Origin of the sequence: Streptomyces harbinensis (assembly GCF_900116145.1) — a bacterium.
GTDB classification, from domain to species: domain Bacteria; phylum Actinomycetota; class Actinomycetes; order Streptomycetales; family Streptomycetaceae; genus Streptomyces; species Streptomyces carpaticus.
The window spans coordinates 576501-595811 of sequence record NZ_FPAB01000001.1 but is presented as its reverse complement, the minus strand read 5'-3'; the positions used below and the strand labels follow the sequence as shown (position 1 = coordinate 595811).

Below are 19311 nucleotides of genomic sequence, written 5' to 3'. Positions count from 1 at the left end.
CTCACCCGCCGATCAGCACGGTCGGGCAGCCGGCGGTGATGACGGCGCCGCAGCCGGCCCGGTCACCGACCCGGGCGGCGGGACGGCCGCCGATCAGGACGCTCGAACTGCCCGGCCCGGTCAGCACCGAGGCGGGATGACCGGCCGGCGAGGCGCACTGGTGGGCGGTGCCGACGGTGGCCGCGGGACGGCCACCGATGAGCACCGTGCTGTGGCCCGGCGAGCCGACGGTCCCCGGGTGGCCGGTCGGATCGCCGGCCCGCGCGGCCTGCGCCGCGCTGCCGCTGACGGCTGCGGACATGATGGAGAGCCCTCCCTCGCTGTCGAACTGCCCTAGTTGATGCGCACCATCGGCGACTGCACGGTCAGCGAACCGTCGCTGTGCACCTCGGTGCGCTGGGTGCCCTTGACCTCGACCCGTCCGCCGCGCACCTCGACCGCGCCGCCGGCGGCCAGCCGTACGCTGCTCTCGCCGCCGTCCACCTCCACGCCGTCGCGCCGGGCCGTCAGCCGCACGCCCGCGCCGCTGAGATCGAGAACGCCCTCGCCCGCGTCGATACGGGCACCGCTGCCGGCGGTGACGGTGACCTGCGCCCCGGCCGTGATCTCCACCCCGCCCGCGCTGTCGATGGTGATCGTGGTGCCTTTCTTGTCCAGATCGATCAGCAACTTGCCATCACCAGTCAGCAAACGAACGCCCTGTGGGCCGTTCGCGACATCCAGCAGCTCCAGCTTGTCGCCGCCCTTCGACCCGAACGACCGCTTGGTGACCGCACCGCTCGTCTCGTCGATCGCCCCCGAACCCCCGCCGGTCCCCGCGGCGGCGTCCGCGCCCACGCCACCGTCCGCACCGCCGCCCGCGCCGCCCCCCGGCCGGTCCTGCCCGTTGAACAACGCCCCCAGCACGTACGGCCGGTCCAGCCGACCCTGCTCGAACCCCACCAGCACCTCGTCCCCCACCTCCGGGATGAAGCCCTCACCGCCGCCCGTCCCCCCGGTCTGCGCCGTACGCGCCCAGTCGCTGGCGTACTCCTGCGACAGCCACGGAAAGCACACCTTCACCCGGCCGAGCCCCTCCGGATCCTTGGTGTCCGTCACCGTCCCGCTGACCAGCCCGCCCCCGCCGCCCCCGCTCCCGCCCCCGGACGCCGCGCCCTCACCCGCGCCGCCACCGCCGCCCGTCAGCCCGAACAGCGACCGCTCCTGCTGCCCCGACACCGTCAGCCACGTCTCGTACCCCCGCAGCGGATCGAAGACATGCCGCGACGACGTCACCGTGTACCGGCCCTCGAACGGCGCCCCCACCCCCGTCAGCGTCACCGCGCTCCCCGCCCGCACCTCCGGGTTGCCCCGGATCACCGCCTCCAGCTCCGCGAACGACCCCGCCAGCGTCGCCGCCAGCGCCCGCGCCACCTGATCCACCTGCGCCTGCGTCCCGTACGAGGCCCCCGCCACCACGAACTCCGCCGTCCCGAACGGCTCGCTCACCTGCGCCGCCGTCACCCCCAGGTCCAGCGTCGCCGCCGCACCCGCCTCCGCCCGCCCCACCAGCGGCTGCTTCGTCCGCACGTCCCAGCCCCGCACCTCCACCGCCGACACCTGCTCGGCCGCCGACACCCCCGCCCGGCAGCGCAGCAGATTGTCCCCGGCCTCCAGCACCAGCGCACTGGCCGCCGCCCGCGCCGAGGTGTCCGGCGCGCCGCCCGCCTCCGCCGGACGCACCACGTGCAAGCGCCCGTCGGCCACGTACACCTGCGCCCCGGCGTCCGCCGCCAGCATCCGCAGGAACTCCCAGTCGGTGCAGTTGGGCTGCGCCACATGCTCCAGCACCGGCCCGGCCACCTCCACCGTGCCCGGCGCGAGACCGGCCCGGCGCGCGACCTGCGCGCAGATGTCGGCGAGCGTCATGTTCTGATAGCTCGCCACCCGCCGCCCGCGCAGCAGCCGGTACGACTCGTCGAGCCCGCGCACCACCGTGAACGTCCCGGTGTCGTCGATCTCGATCTCCAGCGCCGTCACGCTCCCGGTCAGCAACGGCCGGGCCGCCCCCGCACCGCCGCCCTCCCCGGCGCTGGCCAGCAGCCGCACCGGCGTTCCCACCGACACCCCGGTGCGCTCCAGCAGCACCCGCGAGGGGTCACGGAACCGCAGCACGAACAGATCCGGCAGCATGCGGCTGTCGTCCACGTACCCGTCGACCAGCGTGTTGGTGAGGGCGGGAGACAGCGGCGCCCCGCCGAACTCGATCACCAGCGCCTTGGCCACACTCGCACCCGTCACCGGCCCCGCTCACCGCCCCGCCTCGTCGCGGGCCGGCAGCAGCAGCTCCCGGCCCAGCGCCAGCCGCATCGGATCGTCGATGCCGTTCGCCTCCGCGATCAGCCGCCAGGCGGCCGGGTCGCCGTACTCCTGCCAGGCCAGCGCCTGGAGCGTGTCGCCGGACAGCACCCGGTGCACCCGGCGCGGGCGCAGCGCCCCCGAGGTGGGGTTCTGGCCGGGCGTCTCACCGCTGATCTCCTCCACCGTCACCTGGCAGGTGGCCCGGATCGGCACCCCGGAGGTCGTGAACAGCGAATACTTGACCTGTACCTGGCTGACGTACCCGGGGAACCCGGTCAGCCCGCCCCAGTGGAACACCACCCACGGCGGCGAGGAACGCTGCGCCTGACGGGTCTCGCTGGTCGGCACACAGCACGCGAACAATTGCTCGACGGACGTCACCACGCTGGTGTCCTGCGTCGCGCTCGCGTCGAAGAACATCTCCACCGTGAGCTTGCTCGGCTGCGGCCCCTGGTATTCGGGCGGGCCCGCGCTCTTGGCGCCCTTGGCAGGCGTCCGGTTCCAGGCGGCGGCCTTGGTGAGGCTCAGCTCCTTCGGGTTGAACTGGAAGTCGATCCGGCCACACGGCGCGCCCGGGGTGAGCGAGCCGCCGGGGGGCGGGGTGCGCAGCTCCAGATAGGCGTGCTCCAGCTTGGGACGGACGCCGCCGCCGCTGTTGCCGCCGCCCGCCCCGGTGGTGGTGCCGGTGCCGGCCGCGCTGAACGCGATGGGAGAACTCATGGCCGTATCAGTCCCCCATCACATAGCCGTGGTGGGCGATCTCGATCGTCTCGATGGCCACCTTGGGCGACTCCGGGCTGAAGGACGGGCCGGTCCAGCGCACCGGTACCACCTCCAGCAGGCCCCACTGGGCGACGGTACGGCCGTCCGGGCTGCGGGCCTCGATGTGCGCGGTCTTGCGGGTGAACCCGGTGGTCATGCTCGCGAACCAGCGGGCGACCTTCTCGGTCTCGCGGGTCAGCGGCCGGGACAGCTTGACGTTGGAGTACTTGATACGGGTGGGCAGTTGCCACAGGTGACCGTTGTTGCCGCCCTCCTCGCGCTGTTCGAGAACGATCTCGCAGCCGAGGCCGTCGCAGGTGTTGAACGATCCCAGCTCGATCCCGTCGATGGTGACGACGAAACAGACACTGACCGCCGGATCCTCGTCGCTCGCGGCCATGGCGGGTCCTTCCTCTCACAGGTCGTCTCTCGCGGGGCGGTGGCGCTGCCGTGGTGCGGTGCCGGGCTGTCGGGTGCGCGGGGTCAGTGCCGGGTGTTGATGAGCCGGCCGGCGCGCTCGCGCTCCAGCCGCAGCTCGGCGCGGAGCAGCCGGCTGAGCGGGGCGAACAGCGCCCGCACCAGCTCATCGGTGACTTTGGGCGGTGCGGCCGGGTCGGGGGCGGTGGGCGATGGGTCCTCGGGGGTGGGGGCGGTGGCGGCCGGGGTCTCCTGACCGGGATCGGCGATGGGCTCGGGCTGGTCGGCGGAGTCGAAGCTCGGGGTGAACTCCGCTTCCGGGGCGGGCGGTTCGGGGAGGTCGTCGGCGGCCCGCTGCACCACGGCGGCGGGTGCCGGGGGCGGGGCGGCGGCCGGGGGCGGCCGGAACACCACCGAACCGTCGGCCATGCGCTGCGCCACCCCGGCGGCGACGGCCACGGCGCCGGGGTCGGCGGGGGCCGGAGCAGGCGAGGTGGACGGGAACCGTTGCACGGCGGGGTGCGGTACGGGCCCAGGCACGGGTGCGGGAGATGTCGCGGCCGGAGGGGCGGCGGAGGGCGGGTCGGCGGCGCGGGCGGCCACCGGGTGATCCCAGGAAGCGATCAGCCCGACCGAACGCTGCGCGGTCAGCGGCACCACGGAGGCCGGAGACGTCTCCACCGGTTCGTTGTCCGAGGCCAGCCGCTGAAGGGCCGGCACCGGCCCGGCCGGAACCGGGGGCGGGACGGCCGGCGGAACGGCGGCACCGCTCCTTTCTTCCCCGCCCGTGATGTGCTGCCCACCCGGCGCATCGGGCGCGGGCGCGGCCTCCGGGCCGTCACCCGTGCCGAACCCCTGCACGGACAGCGCGGGCGTCTCCCCGAGCAGGGGCGCCGTCTCCCCGTCCGCAGGCGGCCCGGCCGCCGGTGGACGCTCGGCGCCGCCACTGCGGGCGACGATCTCGGGTCCCGCCGTGGGCGGCAACCCGGTGAGCGGTTCCCCGAGCCCGAACCCGAACCCGGGTCCGGACCCCGTCGCGGGCGGCGGAGACCCGGCCGCACTGCGCGCCACCGTCGGCGCGGCACCCGCGTCCGGCGCCGCACCCGTATCCGTACGCGTATCGATGCCCGTGCCCTGCCCCGTCCCCGGGCCCGGCGACGGCTCCGCCCACACCGGCGGCTCCGCCCTCACCTCGGCCACGGCCGACGGCGGCTCCGCCGCCAGCCGCCGTACGACAGGCAACGGCACCGCACCGGCCGAGGTCACCGCCGGCCCCTCCGCGCGCTGCACCGCGACCGCCGGTGGCGCGGACGGTACGGGCCCGCCACCGGAACCACCGGGCGCGGCGGCACCGTCCCCGGGAACGATCAGTGGCGCGGTGACCGGCGGCCGGCCGAAGGTCTGCACGGACGGGGTGGCCAGCTGATGCCCCACCCCGGACGGCGCCGCGTCATCCACCCGGTGCCCCAGCTCCCCGGTCAGCGCCACATCGCGCCAGGTACTGAGCGAGCCGCGGAACCCTTCCGGGTCCGTCACCAGGTCCGCGCCCCCGCCCAGCACCCGCTGCACGGGCGGCACCTCCCGCCACTCCGCACGCCGTTGCGGAACGGTGGCCGCCGCGCCGTCCGGCGCGGTGTCCCGGCCACTCCGCCGTCCCCACCCCAGCCACGACAACAGCCCCACGACGAGCCCGCCTCACTTTCCGCCCAGCCGGGCGATCTGCGCGACATACCGCAACCGGTCGGCGTGCTCCAGATCGAGGATCTGATCCAGCGACCAGTGGAAGTGATAGGCCAGGTACGCGACTTCCTCATGGATCCGGTCGGCCGCGTACGTCACGATTCCCCCAGGCGACCACCACCGGCCAGATCGACGGTGAAGCCCTCCCGGCAGGACGGGCAGGTGACCGCCGCGCGCGTATGGCCCTCGGAGTTGATCCGCCGGTAGAAGTCCTGGAGGAACGCCAGATCGGAGGCGAACAGATCCTCCACCACCCCGGGGTGGATGTCCTCGATGGTTCCGAGCCGGGTGATCACCCGGGAGATGAGCACCACCGACAGATAGGCCGAGTTCTCCCGCACCCGGTCGTCCCGCAGCGGTACGAGTTCGTCGCGCGCCGTCGCCAGCCGCATCACGCCGGACCGGTGCACCGTCCCGGACGGGTCCACGTATCCGCGCGGCAGCTCGAACGCGAACTCCGTGCGCAGCAGCCCCTCCTCGGCCCGGTCTCGCTCCCGGTCTCGCTCCCGGTCCCGTTCCCGTCCCCCTTCCCTGCCCCCGGCCGCCGGGGGCGGTGCGGTGGCCACCGGCGGAATGCCGCGCCGCATCACTCGACTTCCATGCTCTCGTAGGTGATGGACAGCTTCTCGGTGAGCACGGAGGTGTCCCCGGCCTTCAGCGCGCTGATCTCCAGGGACTTGGGCCAGGCGTTGATGAGCTTGTACCGCTTGATCGGCAGGCCCTCGTAGTCGTACACGATGATCGACCCGTTGCGGCGGGCGCTGCTCATCTGCCCGAACCGGGAGTCCTTCACCCACCGCTCGAAGCTGTTGTCCTCGGTGAGCCCGCGGGTGACCGTCACCTCCCCGGCCTTCGGGCGCCCCGGCAGTTTCTTGATCGCGTACTTGCCGTCGGCGGTGTTCTGCTTCAGCTCGATGACGTCCTGTTCCATCTTCAGCCCGCTCACCTCGGTGATCTGCCGGATGAGCACACTGTCGAACTCCAGGCCGAACGAATGCCCCACGGAGCTGTCAAGATCGGGCAGCGGCACGGCGTTCTCCTCCCCTCACTCACTTCACTCGTCAACGGCGCCGGAACCGCCCGACAACTGCGCGAGCCGGAACACCACGAACTCGGCCGGCTTGACCGGCGCCACCCCGACCTCGCAGATCACCTGGCCGGCGTCGATGCTCTCCGGCGGGTTGGTCTCCCGGTCGCACTTCACATAGAACGCGTCGTCCGGCGTCAGCCCGAACAGGGCGCCCTTGCGCCACTCGTTCGTCAGAAACGCCTGGATCGTGCGCCGCACCCGCGCCCAGAGCGCGTCGTCGTTCGGCTCGAACACCACCCACTGGGTGCCCGCGAGAATCGACTCCTCCAGATAGTTGAAGAGCCGCCGCACATTCAGATAGCGCCACGCGGGGTCGCTGGAGAGCGTCCTGGCCCCCCACACCCGGATGCCGCGGCCGGCGAACAGCCGGACACAGTTCACCCCGATCGGGTTCAGCAGATCCTGCTCGCCCTTGGTGAGCTGCGTCTCCAGGGCCACGGCCCCGCGGATCACCTCGTTCGCCGGGGCCTTGTGCACCCCGCGCGAGTCGTCGTTGCGTGCCCACACCCCGGCGATGTGGCCGCTCGGCGGCACGAACACATTGCGCCCCAGGCCCAGGTCCAGCACCTTGATCCAGGGGTAGTACAGCGCCGCGTACTTGGAGTCGAAGCCGGTCGTCTCCGTCCGCCAGGTCCTGACCTGCTGCGGGCTGAGCCCGGGCAGCGGGTCGAGGATCGCGATCCGGTCACCCATCGCCTCGCAGTGGGCGATCAGCCCCTGCTGGACGGCGACGACCGCGTCGGCGTCGAGATCGCCCCGCTGATAGGCGCTCATCAGATCGGGGACGGCCACCATGGTGACTTCCTCCACCGCCTCAAGACCGCCCAGCCCGGTACGGCGGTCGGGATCACCCACGTACGTGTCCGCGGACAGCTCCGGCGGCGGATCGCCGGCGGCGGCCGGCAGCACGACGGACTGCGCCTCGGGCCGCACCGCGAGGGCGCCGCGCTGGGCGGCCTCCAGCCGGATCAGCTGCGAGCGGGCCTTGACCCGGGTGGCGGCGTTGTCCTTGTTCCGCTTGGTGCTCACCGCGTCGAACGTCTCGGCGACCTCCCCGTCCCGCCGCACCAGCAGCGTGAAGAGGCCGTCGTCGGCGTCGTCCTCCTCGGGGTGCACGATCTCCACCCCGATCTCCCCGGTGACCCCGGGCAGCACCCGCACGGTGTACGGGCCCAGGCGCGCCTGCGCCGGCTCGGCGCTCTCACCGCCCCGGCCGATGCGCACCACGTACGCCTGACCGCCACCGTTGGCGAAATAGCCGTAGACGGACGTGGCCAGATACGTGCCCTCGACGAAGTCACCGAAGACGCTGACGAACTGGCTCCAGTTGGTGATCAGCGTGGGTTCGTCGAAGGGGCCCTGCTGTGCGAACCCGACAAAGGCGGCAACCGCGGTGCCGACGCCCTCGATCGGCCGGCTCCCGGATTCCACCTCTTCGACGTACACACCCGGGGACAGGTACGACGGCATACCACTCTCCTTGGCCGGGGACAGCAACGATTTTTCGCCGCCCGGCCGATCACCGGAACGGCCGGGCGGCCGATCGGCCGTGCAGACCGGGCTGCCTGATGAGAAGCGCGGGTGCTTTCCCTTCCGAACACCCGGCTATGCCCGAATGTCTCGCCACGGTCCCTCTCGTCCCCCGCCCGCCGCCGGGCCACGGTGAAGGGCATGGCGGAAACGGCTGCGCGATGAAGGAGACGGGGGAGCAGGCCAAGCCGAAGACCTCGTCCACCACACCCGCCACACCGGCCACACCCGCCACCACGCGTCCCGCCCGTGCCCCGCTCTCCCTGCACCACTTGCAGCGCACCGCCGGCAACGCGGCGGTGTCCCGGCTGGTCGCGCAGCGCTACACGCCTCCGGTGAAGCCGCCACCTGCACAGGCGCCGGGGATGCGCCGGGTGAACGCGGACATCGGCGCGAAGAAGCAGAAACTCGCCGCCCACCCCGCGCCCACGGCCGAGTCCCGCGCCGCCCAGGACGCGGCGGTGGCGCCGCCGGACGACCGGCAGGCGCAGGCGAAGACACAACAGGCCGAGAAGATGAACGCCGCCGAGCCCGGGGACTTCGACAAGGCCGCCTTCATCGCCGCGGTCAATCAGGCGGTGGAGGCGCAGGCCCCGAAGAACCTCGACGAGGCGGACAAGTTCTCCGACTCCGGCAACGCGGACCGGATCAAGGACGAGGTCGACGGCAAGGTCGCGGACGGCAAGGACACCTCCTCCGAGGACATCGCCACCGCCACCGGCGAAACCCCGGACACCTCCAACACCACCGAGAAGGACGTCACCCCGCTCACCGCCGACCAGCCGCCGGGAAACCCGGGCGCCCCGAACGCGGGGGATGCCGTCCCGGACCGCCAGCCGGAGGAGGTCACCGACTTCTCCGAAGGCCAACGCGACACCGAACAGCGGATGGCCGAGGCGGACGTCACCGAGGAGCAGCTGGCCCGGGGCAACGAACCGGACTTCGACCACGCCCTGGCCGAGAAGAAGCAGGGCGAGGAAGAGACCGCCGCGGCGCCCGCCCAGGCCCGGGCCGCGGAGAACACCGAACTCCAGACCGCGAAGTCGGGCGCGGCGGCGGCCGGCGCCCAGGCGATGGCCGGCCTCACCGCGACCCGCGAGGCGACCGGTCGGCAGGTCGACTCGGGCAAGACCGAGACGAAATCGGCGGACGAGCAGAAACGCGAACAGGTCACCGCCACGCTCCAGAAGGTCTTCGACCGGACCAAGACGGACGTCGAGAAGATCCTGGACTCCCTGGACGGCAAGGTCGACACCCAGTTCACCAACGGGGAGAAACGGGCGCGCGACGCGTTCACGGCCGACCACGAACGCCGGATGAAGGCGTACAAGGACAAGCGCTACTCCGGGCTGCGCGGCAAGGCCCGCTGGGTGAAGGACAAGTTCGCGGGCCTCCCGGAAGAGGCCAACGGCATCTACCAGGAGTCCCGGAAGCTCTACGTCAACCAGATGCAGGGCGTCATCTCCGACATCGCCGACACCATCGGCCGCGAACTCGGCCGCGCCAAGACCCGCATCGGCCGGGGCCGCGCCGAACTCCAGGCCGAGGTCGGGAAACTCCCGGCGGACCTGCGCCGGTTCGGCGAGGAAGCGGCACAGGACTTCGCCGGGCAGTTCGACGACCTGGAAACCCAGGTCGACGAGAAATCCGAGCAGCTGGTCCAGGACCTGGCGCAGAAGTACACCGAGGCGCTGGACGCGATCGATGAGGAGATCACCGCGCTCCAGGAGGCGAACAAGGGCCTGTGGGACCGCGTCAAGGACGCGGTGGTCGGTGTGATCCAGACGATTATCGAACTGACCAACGCCCTGATGGGCATCCTCGCCAAGGCGGCCTCCGCCGTTTCCAAGATCATCAAGGACCCGATCGGCTTCCTGGGCAACGTGGTCCGCTACGTGGGCGACGGCCTCAACCTGTTCACCGCCAACATCGAGCAACACCTCAAAACCGGCCTGGTCTCCTGGCTCCTGGGCACGGCCGTCAAGACGGGCCTCCAGATCCCGGCGAAGTTCGACGCGAAGGGCATCGTCCAGCTCCTGGCCTCTCTCCTCGGCCTGACCTGGGACACCATCCGCGCCAAGATCGTCCGCAAGGGCGTCCCGGACAAGGCCATGGCGACGGTCGAGAAATCGATCCCCGAGGCCCAGGCCCTCCAGCGCGAGGGCCCCGCCGGCCTGACCAAGGAGATCACCGGCGAATCCGGAGACCTCAAGAAAACGATCCTGGACGACCTGAAGTCCTACCTGATCCCCACGGTCATCGTGGCCGGCATCGCCTGGATCGTCTCCCTCCTGACCCCGGCCTCGGCCTTCGTCCGCGCGGTCAAGGGAATCATCGACATCGTCACCTTCATCGTGACCCAGGCCGCCCAGATCACCGACTTCATGAACGCCATCCTGGACGCGGTCATCGCCATCGCGAACGGCGCGGCATCAGGAGTCCCCAAACTCATCGAATCCGCCCTCTCCACCAGCATCCCCCTCCTCCTCGGCTTCCTCGCTGCCCTCCTGGGCATCGGCAGCCTGGTCACCAAAGTCCGCAGCGTCTTCCAAAAAGTCTCCCGCCCCGTCGGCCGCGCGATCGACAAAATCATCGACCGCATCGCCCGGGCCGGAAAGAAGATCTGGGAGAAGGTGAAGAGAAGGGATAGACCCGGCAGGGATGGCGAAATGTCATCGCAGCAGGCTCGTAACGCTCCGGCGAGAGTGGGAGACGACCTCTCCTGGGGCGTGGACGCCGAGTCTCACCGCCTGTGGATCGTTCGCTCGGGGAACACGTATGTCACCATGCTGGCGAGCAGGCCGCATCCGGTGGAGCAGGCTATTGCGAATTATCGGAGGCATGCTCAGCAGTCTCAGAGGGAAGATGCCGATGTACTTGGGGCGATCAGTGATGCGCAGGAAAGTTTTCAATCCCTGCGTAATGCTCTCGCTGATTATGAGAGCAAGCTGAAGAATGGCTCATCGAATGCAAATGTCCAGGTTGCGGAAAATAAAGTAAAAGAAAAGCAGAAGAACTTGCGCGACTCGATCTATGTAGTGCAGAAGAAGCTTGGGAGTGAATCGGATGAGCGACTCCAAGAAGCCAGGAAGGAATTCAAAGCGAGCCCGTTCAGTACCCGTGCGTTAAGTGATGTGCTGGGCGTTTCGAAGCGAACAGCCGAAAGGCTGGTTCTGTCCTGGGTCAATCACGGCTTTATCTTTCGAGTGCAGTCGCACGAGCGTGATCCAGCGGGGCGCAACACCTTTGATCCCGCAGTTGCCGAATGGCGTGAGACGAATCCGAACAATCGACACAAATATGGGTACGTCAATCCGAAAAAAACGTCGGCCGCAGGGCTGGAGATCCTGAGCAAAGGGTTGCTCGGAAGTCTTGACGCCAGTGGGGCGCTGATCCCTGCCGATGCGAACGACAAGGCAGATTCTTCTTACCATGAGAATCGCGCACGCTACGAGAGTGTCGTCAATCCGGCCGACTATCCGATCTTTCCGTTTCAGAAGGCCATACTTGGGCACGCACCCCCGGGCGCGTCGGGTCACTGGAACCGTGAAGGCCATAAGCAGACCCGAGAGGATAATCGCACTTGGAATCAGCAGCCAATAAATTATCACGGCCCTGAACATGAAGATGAGTCATCGGCAAGCGGCTCTGCGGCAGAACGTTATGAACTGCCATCCAAGGAGCGCGGTAGTCATGAATCATGGTGGGAGCACGGGTGGCATGAATGACGAATTCATTGCTTCGGTTACTGCTGCATATGAGGAGCTGTACGATCCGCCGACACGCACTATCTGGTTCACTCGCACAAAACAGCCCCCTGAAAAGTGTGCCGTAGTGGTCTATGTTCCGACTGAGGCCGAGCAGCGGGATCCGGATGGGAATGTGACGCTGATCGGAACCGCCGGATTCGGAGCGGAGTCCCTCTGTGTTGACCAGCCATCCGAACTGGGTGTCGAAATCAAGGGCGCGCTGGATGAGCACGCTGTCGATTCCTTTGCCGCTGCATTGGTTGAGCTGGCATCGGCGCCGGTGAGAACCGGGCGCCTTTTCAGTGACGGGCAGGTTCTGTCCGGACTGACGCTTCCGCGTTTCTCTCGATTCACCATGGCCCTGTTGGTTGACTGGGATTCGGTCTATGGATTCCGTTTTCCGGAGCCTGCCAGTGCGGTCGGCCTCCTGCGCATAGTTCCCCTGTTTCCTGAGGAAGTGGATTTTGTGGAAAACTTTGAGGACAGGCACGATGCGTACCGTGCGCTGATCTATCGTGGTCTGGACGCCACGGACCCCGAACGGGCTCCTGTCGTACAGTCCTGAAGTACCCCGAGTCCGGCAGGCCCCCTCATGTGCGGGAGGTGGTCAGCTCAGATCCAGATAGGGCCCGAACTCGGAGGCCAGGGTCAGGCGGCCGAGTTTTTGGTATTCGCGTTGGGTGGCGCGGATCAGGAGGGGCATCGTGATCTCGGTGCCCGCTGTCGCGGCCAGGTAGGCCGCTGTGATGGCGATCGAGCGGATGTTGCCGCCGGCCAGTTCGAAGGATTCGGCGCAGAAGTCCAGGTCCAGGTCGGGGGAGAGGGGGACCTGGGTGCCCAGGGACTTGGTCCACAGGTGTCTGCGGTCCGCGGCGTCCGGGAGGGGGAAGTCGATCACCAGGTCCAGGCGGCGGGTGAAGGCGTCGTCCAGGTTGGCGCGGAGGTTGGTCGACAGGATCGCCAGGCCGTCGAAGGATTCCATGCGCTGGAGCAGGTAGGCGCTCTCCACGTTCGCGTAGCGGTCGTGGGCGTCCTTCACCTCGGAGCGTTTGCCGAAGATCGCGTCCGCCTCGTCGAAGAGCAGGACGCCGTTGATGCCGGCCGCCTCGGTGAAGATGCGTTCCAGGTTTTTCTCGGTCTCGCCCACGTACTTGTCGATGACCGTCGCCAGGTCCACGGTGTAGAGGTCCAGGCCCAGATCGGCCGCGATGACCTCCGCCGACATCGTCTTGCCGGTGCCCGAGTCGCCCGCGAACAGGGCGGAGACGCCGCGGCCCCGGCCGCCGCCCGGGCGCATCGACCAGGTGCCGAGCACCTGGTCGCGGTGGCGGGCCCGCGCGGCCAGTTCGTGGAGCTGGGTGCGGGTGTCCGCCGGCAGCACCAGGTCGTCCCAGGTCACCGAGGGTTCGATGCGGCGGGCCAGCCGGTCAAGGCCCGCCGCGTTCTGGGCGCGGGCGCCCGCGCTGATGTGGTCCGGGTGGAGAGCGCCGTCCGTCAGCAGCGCCGACTGCGCCGCGGTGCGCGCGGCGTCGGCCAGCTGGGACGGGGTGAGGAGGAACGGCGCCAGCAGATCGGTCAGGTCGATGTCGGCAGGAACCGGCCCCGGCAGTGCCGCCGCCCAGATCGCCGCCCGCTGCGCCGGATCCAGCCGGGGCGCGGAAAGGTGCAGCGGGGGACGCGCCGACCAGTCGGCGTCCCACGGGACGGTCCCCGAAAGGATCACCGGCACCGCCGCCCCGGTGAGCAGCCGCAGCGTCGGAAGGTGGTGCGGGGTCAGCGCGTCCACCGGGGAGCAGATCAGCCCGGCGCCGGTGAGCCGGGCCTCGCGCACGAGCAGGTGGACGGCCCGGTCCGGTGCCGGGTCCTCGGCCAGCCGGTGCAGGTTCACCGTCAGCGGGTTCCGGCCCGTCTCGCGCAGCGCCTGGACGGCCAGGGAGTGGGCGGTGCCGCCCAGCGGCGACTTCAGATAGACGAGGTGCGCGCCCTTCGTCACCGCCGCCGTCAGCGGCGAGGCGTCCGTCCGCGGGGCGGTCACCTCGTCCGCCACCAGGAGGTGGGCGACGCGCGGATCGGGTGCCGTGCTGCCCAGCAGGTGCGAGGTGACCCGGTCCGGTACCCGCAGAGCGCGGGTCAGGAACGGGCGGTCCAGGTCCTCCGTCAGCAGCAGCCCGCCCTCGACCAGCGGGGAGTGCGGCGCGAGCCGGTCGCGGGCCCGGGCGTCCGCGCCGGAGAGCCCGCACAGGCCGAGCGCCAGGCCGATGGTGGGACGACGGCGCGTCACGTCGTCGTTCAGGTAGCCGTAGAACGCCTCGAAGCGGTCGTCCAGATCCGGCAGCAGCGCGACCAGCAGCAGCTCCGTGTCGAGAGCGGTCAGGCCGAACGCCCGGCCCAGCGCGGTGGTCTCGTCCCCGTCGGCGAGGGGTGCGCCCGCGTCGACGGTGCGGCCCTCGTCCAGCAGCCGGTGGATCCGTTCGTCGCTGAGGTACAGGCCCCGGAACGCGTCGTCCGGGTCCGGGTCGGTGCGCCGCCGCTCGGCCACCGCGTGCCGGACCCGCTCCTCGATCCGGCGGGCCCGGCGCAGCAGGTCGGGCGTCACCGTTCCCCGGTGGGCTCCGCCGTGTTCGTCATCCCCACGCTCACACCCCCGTCCGTCACGGGCGGCCCGGCCGGGTAGACGGGGGATTCCGTCACCGGCACGCTGATCACCAGGTCGAGCGACGGCTTCAGCTCCCCGCCCAGCGCGCTCCACACATCGGCGAACGAACGGTCCTCCGGCGGCGGCAGCGCGATCGTCATCGGGATGGCGATGCCCAGTTCCGCCAGCGCGCCCGGCAGATGGGCGGCCGGCAGGGCGTCGTGCCGCAGCAGGGAGATCAGCAGCGAGGACAGCAGCCGGTGTTCGTCCTCGGGCCGTTTGGTCCAGGCGGTGATCAGATAGGAGAGCTTGAAGTAGCGCGGCGGCCGGCGCCGCGCCACGATCACCCCGGCCTCGTTGTACTCGTTGTGCAGCCCGCGCTCCCGGCGCCGCATGTCCTCCCGGATGTCGTACAGATACAGGTTCACCGTCGGCGCGTTCACTTTCGCCGCCCACTCCCGGGTCGGCGCCTCGAAGACGATCGCGATCTGCCCGCCCGCGATCACCTCGGCCCGCAGCAGCCCGCGCAGCGCCTCGTCCACCTCGTGGATCATCAGCCGCGCCCGACGAAGTCCGGTGGCCGCAGGGTGCGCTGCACGACCAGGAAGTCCTCTTCGAACGGTGCGAACTCCGCGGTCTCCGCGCGCAGCACCCGGGGCCCGAGCCGGTCCTTGCGCAGCACCGGCAGCTGCGTCTCGAACGTGCCGTCCGCTCCCGCCCGCAGCGGGACGCGGGCCGGCGTGATGCCCGGGTCCCAGGACAGTTCGACGAGCGTGTCCGGGGGGAAGTTCTCGCCGCGCACGATCACCACCGAGCCGGGCGTCCCGACCTCCGGGGTGATGGTCAGTTCGGGCTGGACGATGTCGATCCGGGCGGTGGTCGTGTTGTTGGCGGCGGACGGGTCGGCCGTGGCGACGTTCGCCGTGGCGCGCAGTTCGCCGCTCAGCGGCAGGCCGTACGTCGCGGACTGGGTCACCGTCAGCCGCTCGCCCGGCTCGATGGCGCACGGGTCGGCGGCGGTGCAGGCGGACTGGGCGTCCACCGTACGGTCCGAGGCGTCCGGTCGGCGCGGCCACGCGGTGTGCAGGACGACGCCCTCGGCCCGGTCGGGGCCGGCGTTGGCGAGGGTGAACTCCACGGTGACCGGCAGGGTGGTGTACCCGAGGACCGGCTCCACGGCCGCGCTGACCGACACATCGGCGGACGGCGGCGGGGGCGGGTCGGGCGGCACCGGGAGGACGGTGAACGTGGCGGTGCCCGTCCCGGTGTTGCCCGCCGAGTCGGTGGCCGTGCACACCACCTCGGTGCTGCCGACCGGGAAGAGCGACCCGGAGGGCGGCACGCACTCCACCGGCAGTTCGCCGTCCACCGCGTCCACGGCCGTGGCGGTGAACTCGATGACCGCGCCGTCCTCGTCGGCGGCCTGCGCCGTACGGTCGTCGATGGTGACGACCGGTGCGCCGAGGTCGTTGACGGTGACGGTGACGGTCTGCCGGTAGTCGGGGTCCACCGCCGCGTCGTCAGCCGGTGGCGGCGGCGGATCCGCGTCCGGGTCCAGGAGTTCGGGCGGGATGCCGTGCGGGGCGCTGCCGTTGAGCAGGAACTGGACGACGCAGGTCAGCGTCGCGCCCTGCGGGGCGTCCGCGGCCACCGTGACGGTTTCCGCGAAGGCGGCGGTGGCGCCGCTGGTGACCTGCCGGGCGTCGGGGGTGAGGGTGAGGGTCAGCGCCGGGTCGCAGCGCAGGATCTGGTGGGTGACCGTGCTGGGCAGGTTGGTGAGCCCTTCGACGATGGCGTCGCTGACCTGCTCGGCGTCGATGCCCTCGATGAGTGCCCCGTCGGTCGCCGCGACGAGGGTGTCGGCCTGGCCCGGCGGGTGCCATTCGCCCGGGTCGCCCCAGTCGGGGTGGGTGCCGTCGCCGTTGAGGCCGTCGCCGATCGGGGTGTCGATGTCCACGGCGACGGTGCGGGCGCCGATGTTCTGGAGCAGGGTGACGGTGGCGGCCAGGGTGTGGCCCATGCTGGGGTCGTTGCTGGAGGCGTCGCCGATGAGCACGATGATCGGGCTGGCGCCCTCGCGGAACTCGGTCGCGCCGCCGGCGCCGGTGCCGATCTGCCACAGGGCGTTGATCCAGTCCTCGGCCGGGCCGGGGCTGAATCCGCCGCGGTCGGCCACGATGGCGTTCACCCCGTCCTGCACGGCCGTCAGATCGTGGGTCAGCGCGGTGTGCACCTCGAAGGTGCGGTCGCCGTCGACCTCCCCGTCGCCGTAACTGATGACCGCGAACCGGGAGTCCGGCTGTTCCTGCCGGACGCGGTCGGTCACCACCGTCAGGGTTTCGCGCAGTTGGGTGATGGTCGGGTCCATGCTGTTCGTGCCGTCCACCAGCAGCACCACGTCCGGCCGGGGCGGTACGGCGGGGGTGTGGACCTCCTTGTCCACGGCGAAGCTCTCGCCCGGATCGGCCTCCCGCGTCACCCCGCCGGGCGCCGTGCCGGTGCCCGGGTCGGCCGCGGCGGCGTACGCGGTGCCGCCGCCCGTCGCCGAGCCCGGGACGGTGGCCGCGAGCAGGAGCAGGACCAGTACCGTCATCAGCGCGGGCCGCCGGCGGCCGGCCGCCGGCCCTCGTGCCCACCCCGGTGCCAACCCCCGCACGGCCCCACCTCATCCCTGGACATACCCCTGGAGATCTGTGTGGGCTCCACCGTCTCCCGCGCGCGCGGGGAGCGCAGCGCGGTGGGAGCCAGCCCTTCGGGAAGACCGTGCTTCCCGAAAGGGCCGGAGCGTCCCGCAGGCGTCAGATGAGGCCCTGGCGCAGCGCGTAGGCCACCGCGTGCGAGCGGTTGCGCAGGTTGAGGCGGGTCATGACCGCGTGCAGTACGTTTTTGATCGTCCGTTCCGAGTAGGCGAGCCGCACCGCGATGTCGGCGGTGTCGTACCCCTCGGCCACCAGCCGCAGCACCTCGATCTCGCGTGCCGCCAGCCCGGTGAAGTTCAGTCCGCGCGGGGCGAGGACCTGGCCCTGCACCCGCCCCACCTGGGTCAGCAGCCCGCCGAGCAGATCGGCGGGTACGTACCCCTCGCCCTTGGCCACCGCGCCGATGACGGTGATCAGCCGTTCCGGTGTGGCCTCCGTCCGCCGTACCACCCCCACGAAGCCGCACTCGGCGGCGCTCACCAGTTGCTGTTCGTCGATCTGGGTCACCACCAGCACCCCGCGCGGGGTACCGGTGCGCTGTGCCTGGCGCAGCAGTCGCAGGGCGCCGTCGTCGACGACGTCCACCACGACCACCACGACGTCGGCGGCATCGGCCGCCGCCGCCCGGTCGATGATGCGTACTTCGGGCCGGGTCCGCAGCTGACTGGCGATGCCCGCCTGCGAGATCGGATCCTGGGCCCGGAGATCCACTGTGATGCGCTCCGTGACTGTCGATCGCACGTCGCGTTGCCCTCCCCCTGTTGTGTCATGAACGTGTCATATGCCGGTCACGTCTATGTCCCAGTCACCCCCCTTTAGGTGCTGCTTCCGGGCCGGGAAGGGTAATCCCCGGCGCACAGAGGATGGCTGGGAGAGAACCCAACCCTGCCCGAAAGTGTTCCTGTACGGTCGCTCCTCGCTCACCCGTTATCCACCTACCGTGCCCGTTATGACCGTGTCAGCGAGCTTGGACGAGTCGCCTCTCGCCGTGTCTCCCGGCGACGAGGCCGCCCTCCCCGTACGGGTGCTGAACTCCGGCACCATCGTCGAAGAGGTCCGGTTCGAAGTGGTCGGGCCCTGTGCCGCCTGGACCACGGTCGAACCCGAAACCCTCTCCCTCTACCCGGGATCCACCGGCACCGCCGTACTGCGGCTGCGTCCGCCGCGCGATCCCGGCATCGCCCCGGGGCCGACCCCGCTCGGCCTGCGGGTCACCCACACCAGCGACGACGGTCGGCCCCAGGTGCCCGAACGCACCGTCACCCTCGCGCCGTACGCCGAGGTCACCGCCGAACTCCTGCCGCGCGGCTCGCAGGGCAGGCTGCGCGGCCGGCACCGGATCGCCGTCGACAACCGGGGCAACACCCCCGCCACTCTCGACCTCAGCACCCAGCAGGCGACCGACCGGGTCCGCCCGGTCTTCGAACCCGCCGCCCTCCACATCCCGCCCGGCCAGGCCCGGTTCGCCACCCTGCGGGTCAAACCGGCGAACCGGGTGTGGCGCGGTGCCGCCGTCACCCACCCCTTCCAGGCGGTCGTCACCACGACCCCGGCCGACGCCCCCGAGGGCACCGACACCCCACCGCCCGTCGCCGAACCGGTGGTCCTGGACGGGGTGTACGAACAGCAGGCGATCATCCCGCAGTGGCTGCCGCGCGCGCTGGTCGCCGCCGTCCTCATCGGGGCGCTGCTCACCGGCCTCTGGTTCACGGTGCTGCGGCCCACCGTTCAGTCCGCCGCCCGGGAGGCGGTCCCCGAGGCGGTCCAGGAAGCCGTCGAGGAGTTGGAGGCCGGCACCGGCGGCGGACCGGGCGCGGGGGCGGACGGCGGCGCGGACGCCGGAGCCGGCGGCGGGGGTACGGCCGGGACGGGTGGCGGCGATCCGGCGGGCCAGGACACGGCCGGCGGGGACGGCGGCGACGGCGGGGCCGGCTCCGGCTCACCCGCGCCCGGTGAACCCGGCGGCCCCGGGCTGCCCACCAGCGCCCGCGTCGAGGTACGCGACGCGCCGGGCGGCGGCTCGACCACCCGCAGCGCGTACGAGGTGCCCGCCAGGATGACCTTCCAGCTGACCGACATCGTCGTCCAGAACCCGCAGGGCGACGCCGGTGACCTCACCATCTCCAGCCAGGGCGCCCCGCTGCTCACCCTCGCCCTGGAGAACTTCCGGGACACCGACTACCACTTCGTCACCCCGATCGCCGTACCGGCGGGCGAGGAGATCACCATCACCCTCGGCTGCCGCGAGGTCGGCCGGCCGGTGGCCAGCAGCGCCCCCTCCGAGTGCTCCGAGGCGCTGTTCCTGTCCGGCACGCTCACCGCGCTGCCGCAGGACTGAGCAGGCCGGCC

At 71.0% G+C, this 19311-nt stretch carries 16 protein-coding genes; 3 read left to right on the top strand and 13 right to left on the bottom strand.

Features of this window, described 5'->3' with window-relative positions; genetic code table 11:
- Position 1: 1 nt before the first annotated feature.
- The 9 genes from BM385_RS02725 to BM385_RS02685 all read right to left on the bottom strand — a co-directional run bounded on the left by BM385_RS02725 (position 2) and on the right by BM385_RS02685 (position 7819).
- Positions 2-301 (bottom strand): PAAR domain-containing protein, encoded by a 300-nt coding sequence (locus BM385_RS02725; protein WP_019432518.1) that lies wholly within the window; start codon positions 299-301, stop codon positions 2-4.
- A gap of 32 nt (positions 302-333) precedes the next feature.
- Complete coding sequence (locus tag BM385_RS02720; protein ID WP_093842053.1) at positions 334-2280, bottom strand: VgrG-related protein; 1947 nt, start codon at positions 2278-2280, stop codon at positions 334-336.
- 9 nt (positions 2281-2289) lie between these two features.
- Positions 2290-3060: a CIS tube protein gene (locus tag BM385_RS02715; protein WP_019432516.1), complete on the bottom strand. Its 771-nt coding sequence runs from the start codon at positions 3058-3060 to the stop codon at positions 2290-2292.
- Between the two features lie 7 nt (positions 3061-3067).
- Positions 3068-3502 (bottom strand): phage tail protein, encoded by a 435-nt coding sequence (locus BM385_RS02710; protein WP_019432515.1) that lies wholly within the window; start codon positions 3500-3502, stop codon positions 3068-3070.
- 83 nt (positions 3503-3585) lie between these two features.
- Positions 3586-5202, bottom strand: a complete 1617-nt coding sequence (locus tag BM385_RS02705) for a hypothetical protein (protein ID WP_217650930.1) — start codon at positions 5200-5202, stop codon at positions 3586-3588.
- Between the two features lie 12 nt (positions 5203-5214).
- The gene (locus BM385_RS27005) at positions 5215-5358 is read right to left on the bottom strand and encodes a DUF6760 family protein (protein WP_019432514.1); all 144 of its coding nucleotides are present in this window, start codon (positions 5356-5358) and stop codon (positions 5215-5217) included.
- Positions 5355-5846 carry a hypothetical protein gene (locus BM385_RS02695; protein WP_093842051.1) on the bottom strand — a complete coding sequence of 164 codons (492 nt, stop codon included), beginning with the start codon at positions 5844-5846 and terminating at the stop codon, positions 5355-5357. Before BM385_RS02695 ends, BM385_RS27005 begins: the two co-directional genes overlap by 4 nt.
- Positions 5846-6289 carry a phage tail protein gene (locus BM385_RS02690; RefSeq protein ID WP_019432512.1) on the bottom strand — a complete coding sequence of 148 codons (444 nt, stop codon included), beginning with the start codon at positions 6287-6289 and terminating at the stop codon, positions 5846-5848. The genes BM385_RS02695 and BM385_RS02690 overlap by 1 nt, the downstream gene beginning before the upstream one ends.
- A 24-nt stretch (positions 6290-6313) precedes the next feature.
- Complete coding sequence (locus tag BM385_RS02685; RefSeq protein WP_093842050.1) at positions 6314-7819, bottom strand: phage tail sheath family protein; 1506 nt, start codon at positions 7817-7819, stop codon at positions 6314-6316.
- A 221-nt stretch (positions 7820-8040) separates the two neighbouring features.
- On the opposite strand from BM385_RS02685, the gene BM385_RS02680 reads away from it, so the two are divergent.
- Both BM385_RS02680 and BM385_RS02675 read left to right on the top strand, forming a co-directional pair.
- Complete coding sequence (locus tag BM385_RS02680; RefSeq protein ID WP_093842049.1) at positions 8041-11607, top strand: hypothetical protein; 3567 nt, start codon at positions 8041-8043, stop codon at positions 11605-11607.
- The gene (locus BM385_RS02675) at positions 11600-12193 is read left to right on the top strand and encodes a suppressor of fused domain protein (RefSeq protein WP_158687171.1); all 594 of its coding nucleotides are present in this window, start codon (positions 11600-11602) and stop codon (positions 12191-12193) included. Before BM385_RS02680 ends, BM385_RS02675 begins: the two co-directional genes overlap by 8 nt.
- 42 nt (positions 12194-12235) lie before the next feature.
- On the opposite strand, the gene BM385_RS02670 is transcribed toward BM385_RS02675, so the two are convergent.
- The 4 genes from BM385_RS02670 to BM385_RS02655 all read right to left on the bottom strand — a co-directional run bounded on the left by BM385_RS02670 (position 12236) and on the right by BM385_RS02655 (position 17634).
- Complete coding sequence (locus BM385_RS02670; RefSeq protein ID WP_093842048.1) at positions 12236-14224, bottom strand: AAA family ATPase; 1989 nt, start codon at positions 14222-14224, stop codon at positions 12236-12238.
- A complete protein-coding gene (locus BM385_RS02665; protein ID WP_019432507.1) occupies positions 14221-14817 on the bottom strand; it encodes a Pvc16 family protein in 597 nt (198 codons plus the stop codon). The genes BM385_RS02670 and BM385_RS02665 overlap by 4 nt, the downstream gene beginning before the upstream one ends.
- Positions 14817-16856: an HYR domain-containing protein gene (locus tag BM385_RS02660; protein ID WP_093842047.1), complete on the bottom strand. Its 2040-nt coding sequence runs from the start codon at positions 16854-16856 to the stop codon at positions 14817-14819. Before BM385_RS02660 ends, BM385_RS02665 begins: the two co-directional genes overlap by 1 nt.
- Positions 16857-17061: 205 nt before the next feature.
- Entirely contained in the window at positions 17062-17634 is a 573-nt protein-coding gene (locus tag BM385_RS02655; RefSeq protein ID WP_078575866.1) for a helix-turn-helix transcriptional regulator, read from the bottom strand.
- A gap of 277 nt (positions 17635-17911) precedes the next feature.
- Between BM385_RS02655 and BM385_RS02650 the strand changes: the two genes are divergently transcribed.
- Complete coding sequence (locus BM385_RS02650) at positions 17912-19300, top strand: COG1470 family protein (RefSeq protein WP_175542900.1); 1389 nt, start codon at positions 17912-17914, stop codon at positions 19298-19300.
- Positions 19301-19311 lie beyond the last annotated feature (11 nt).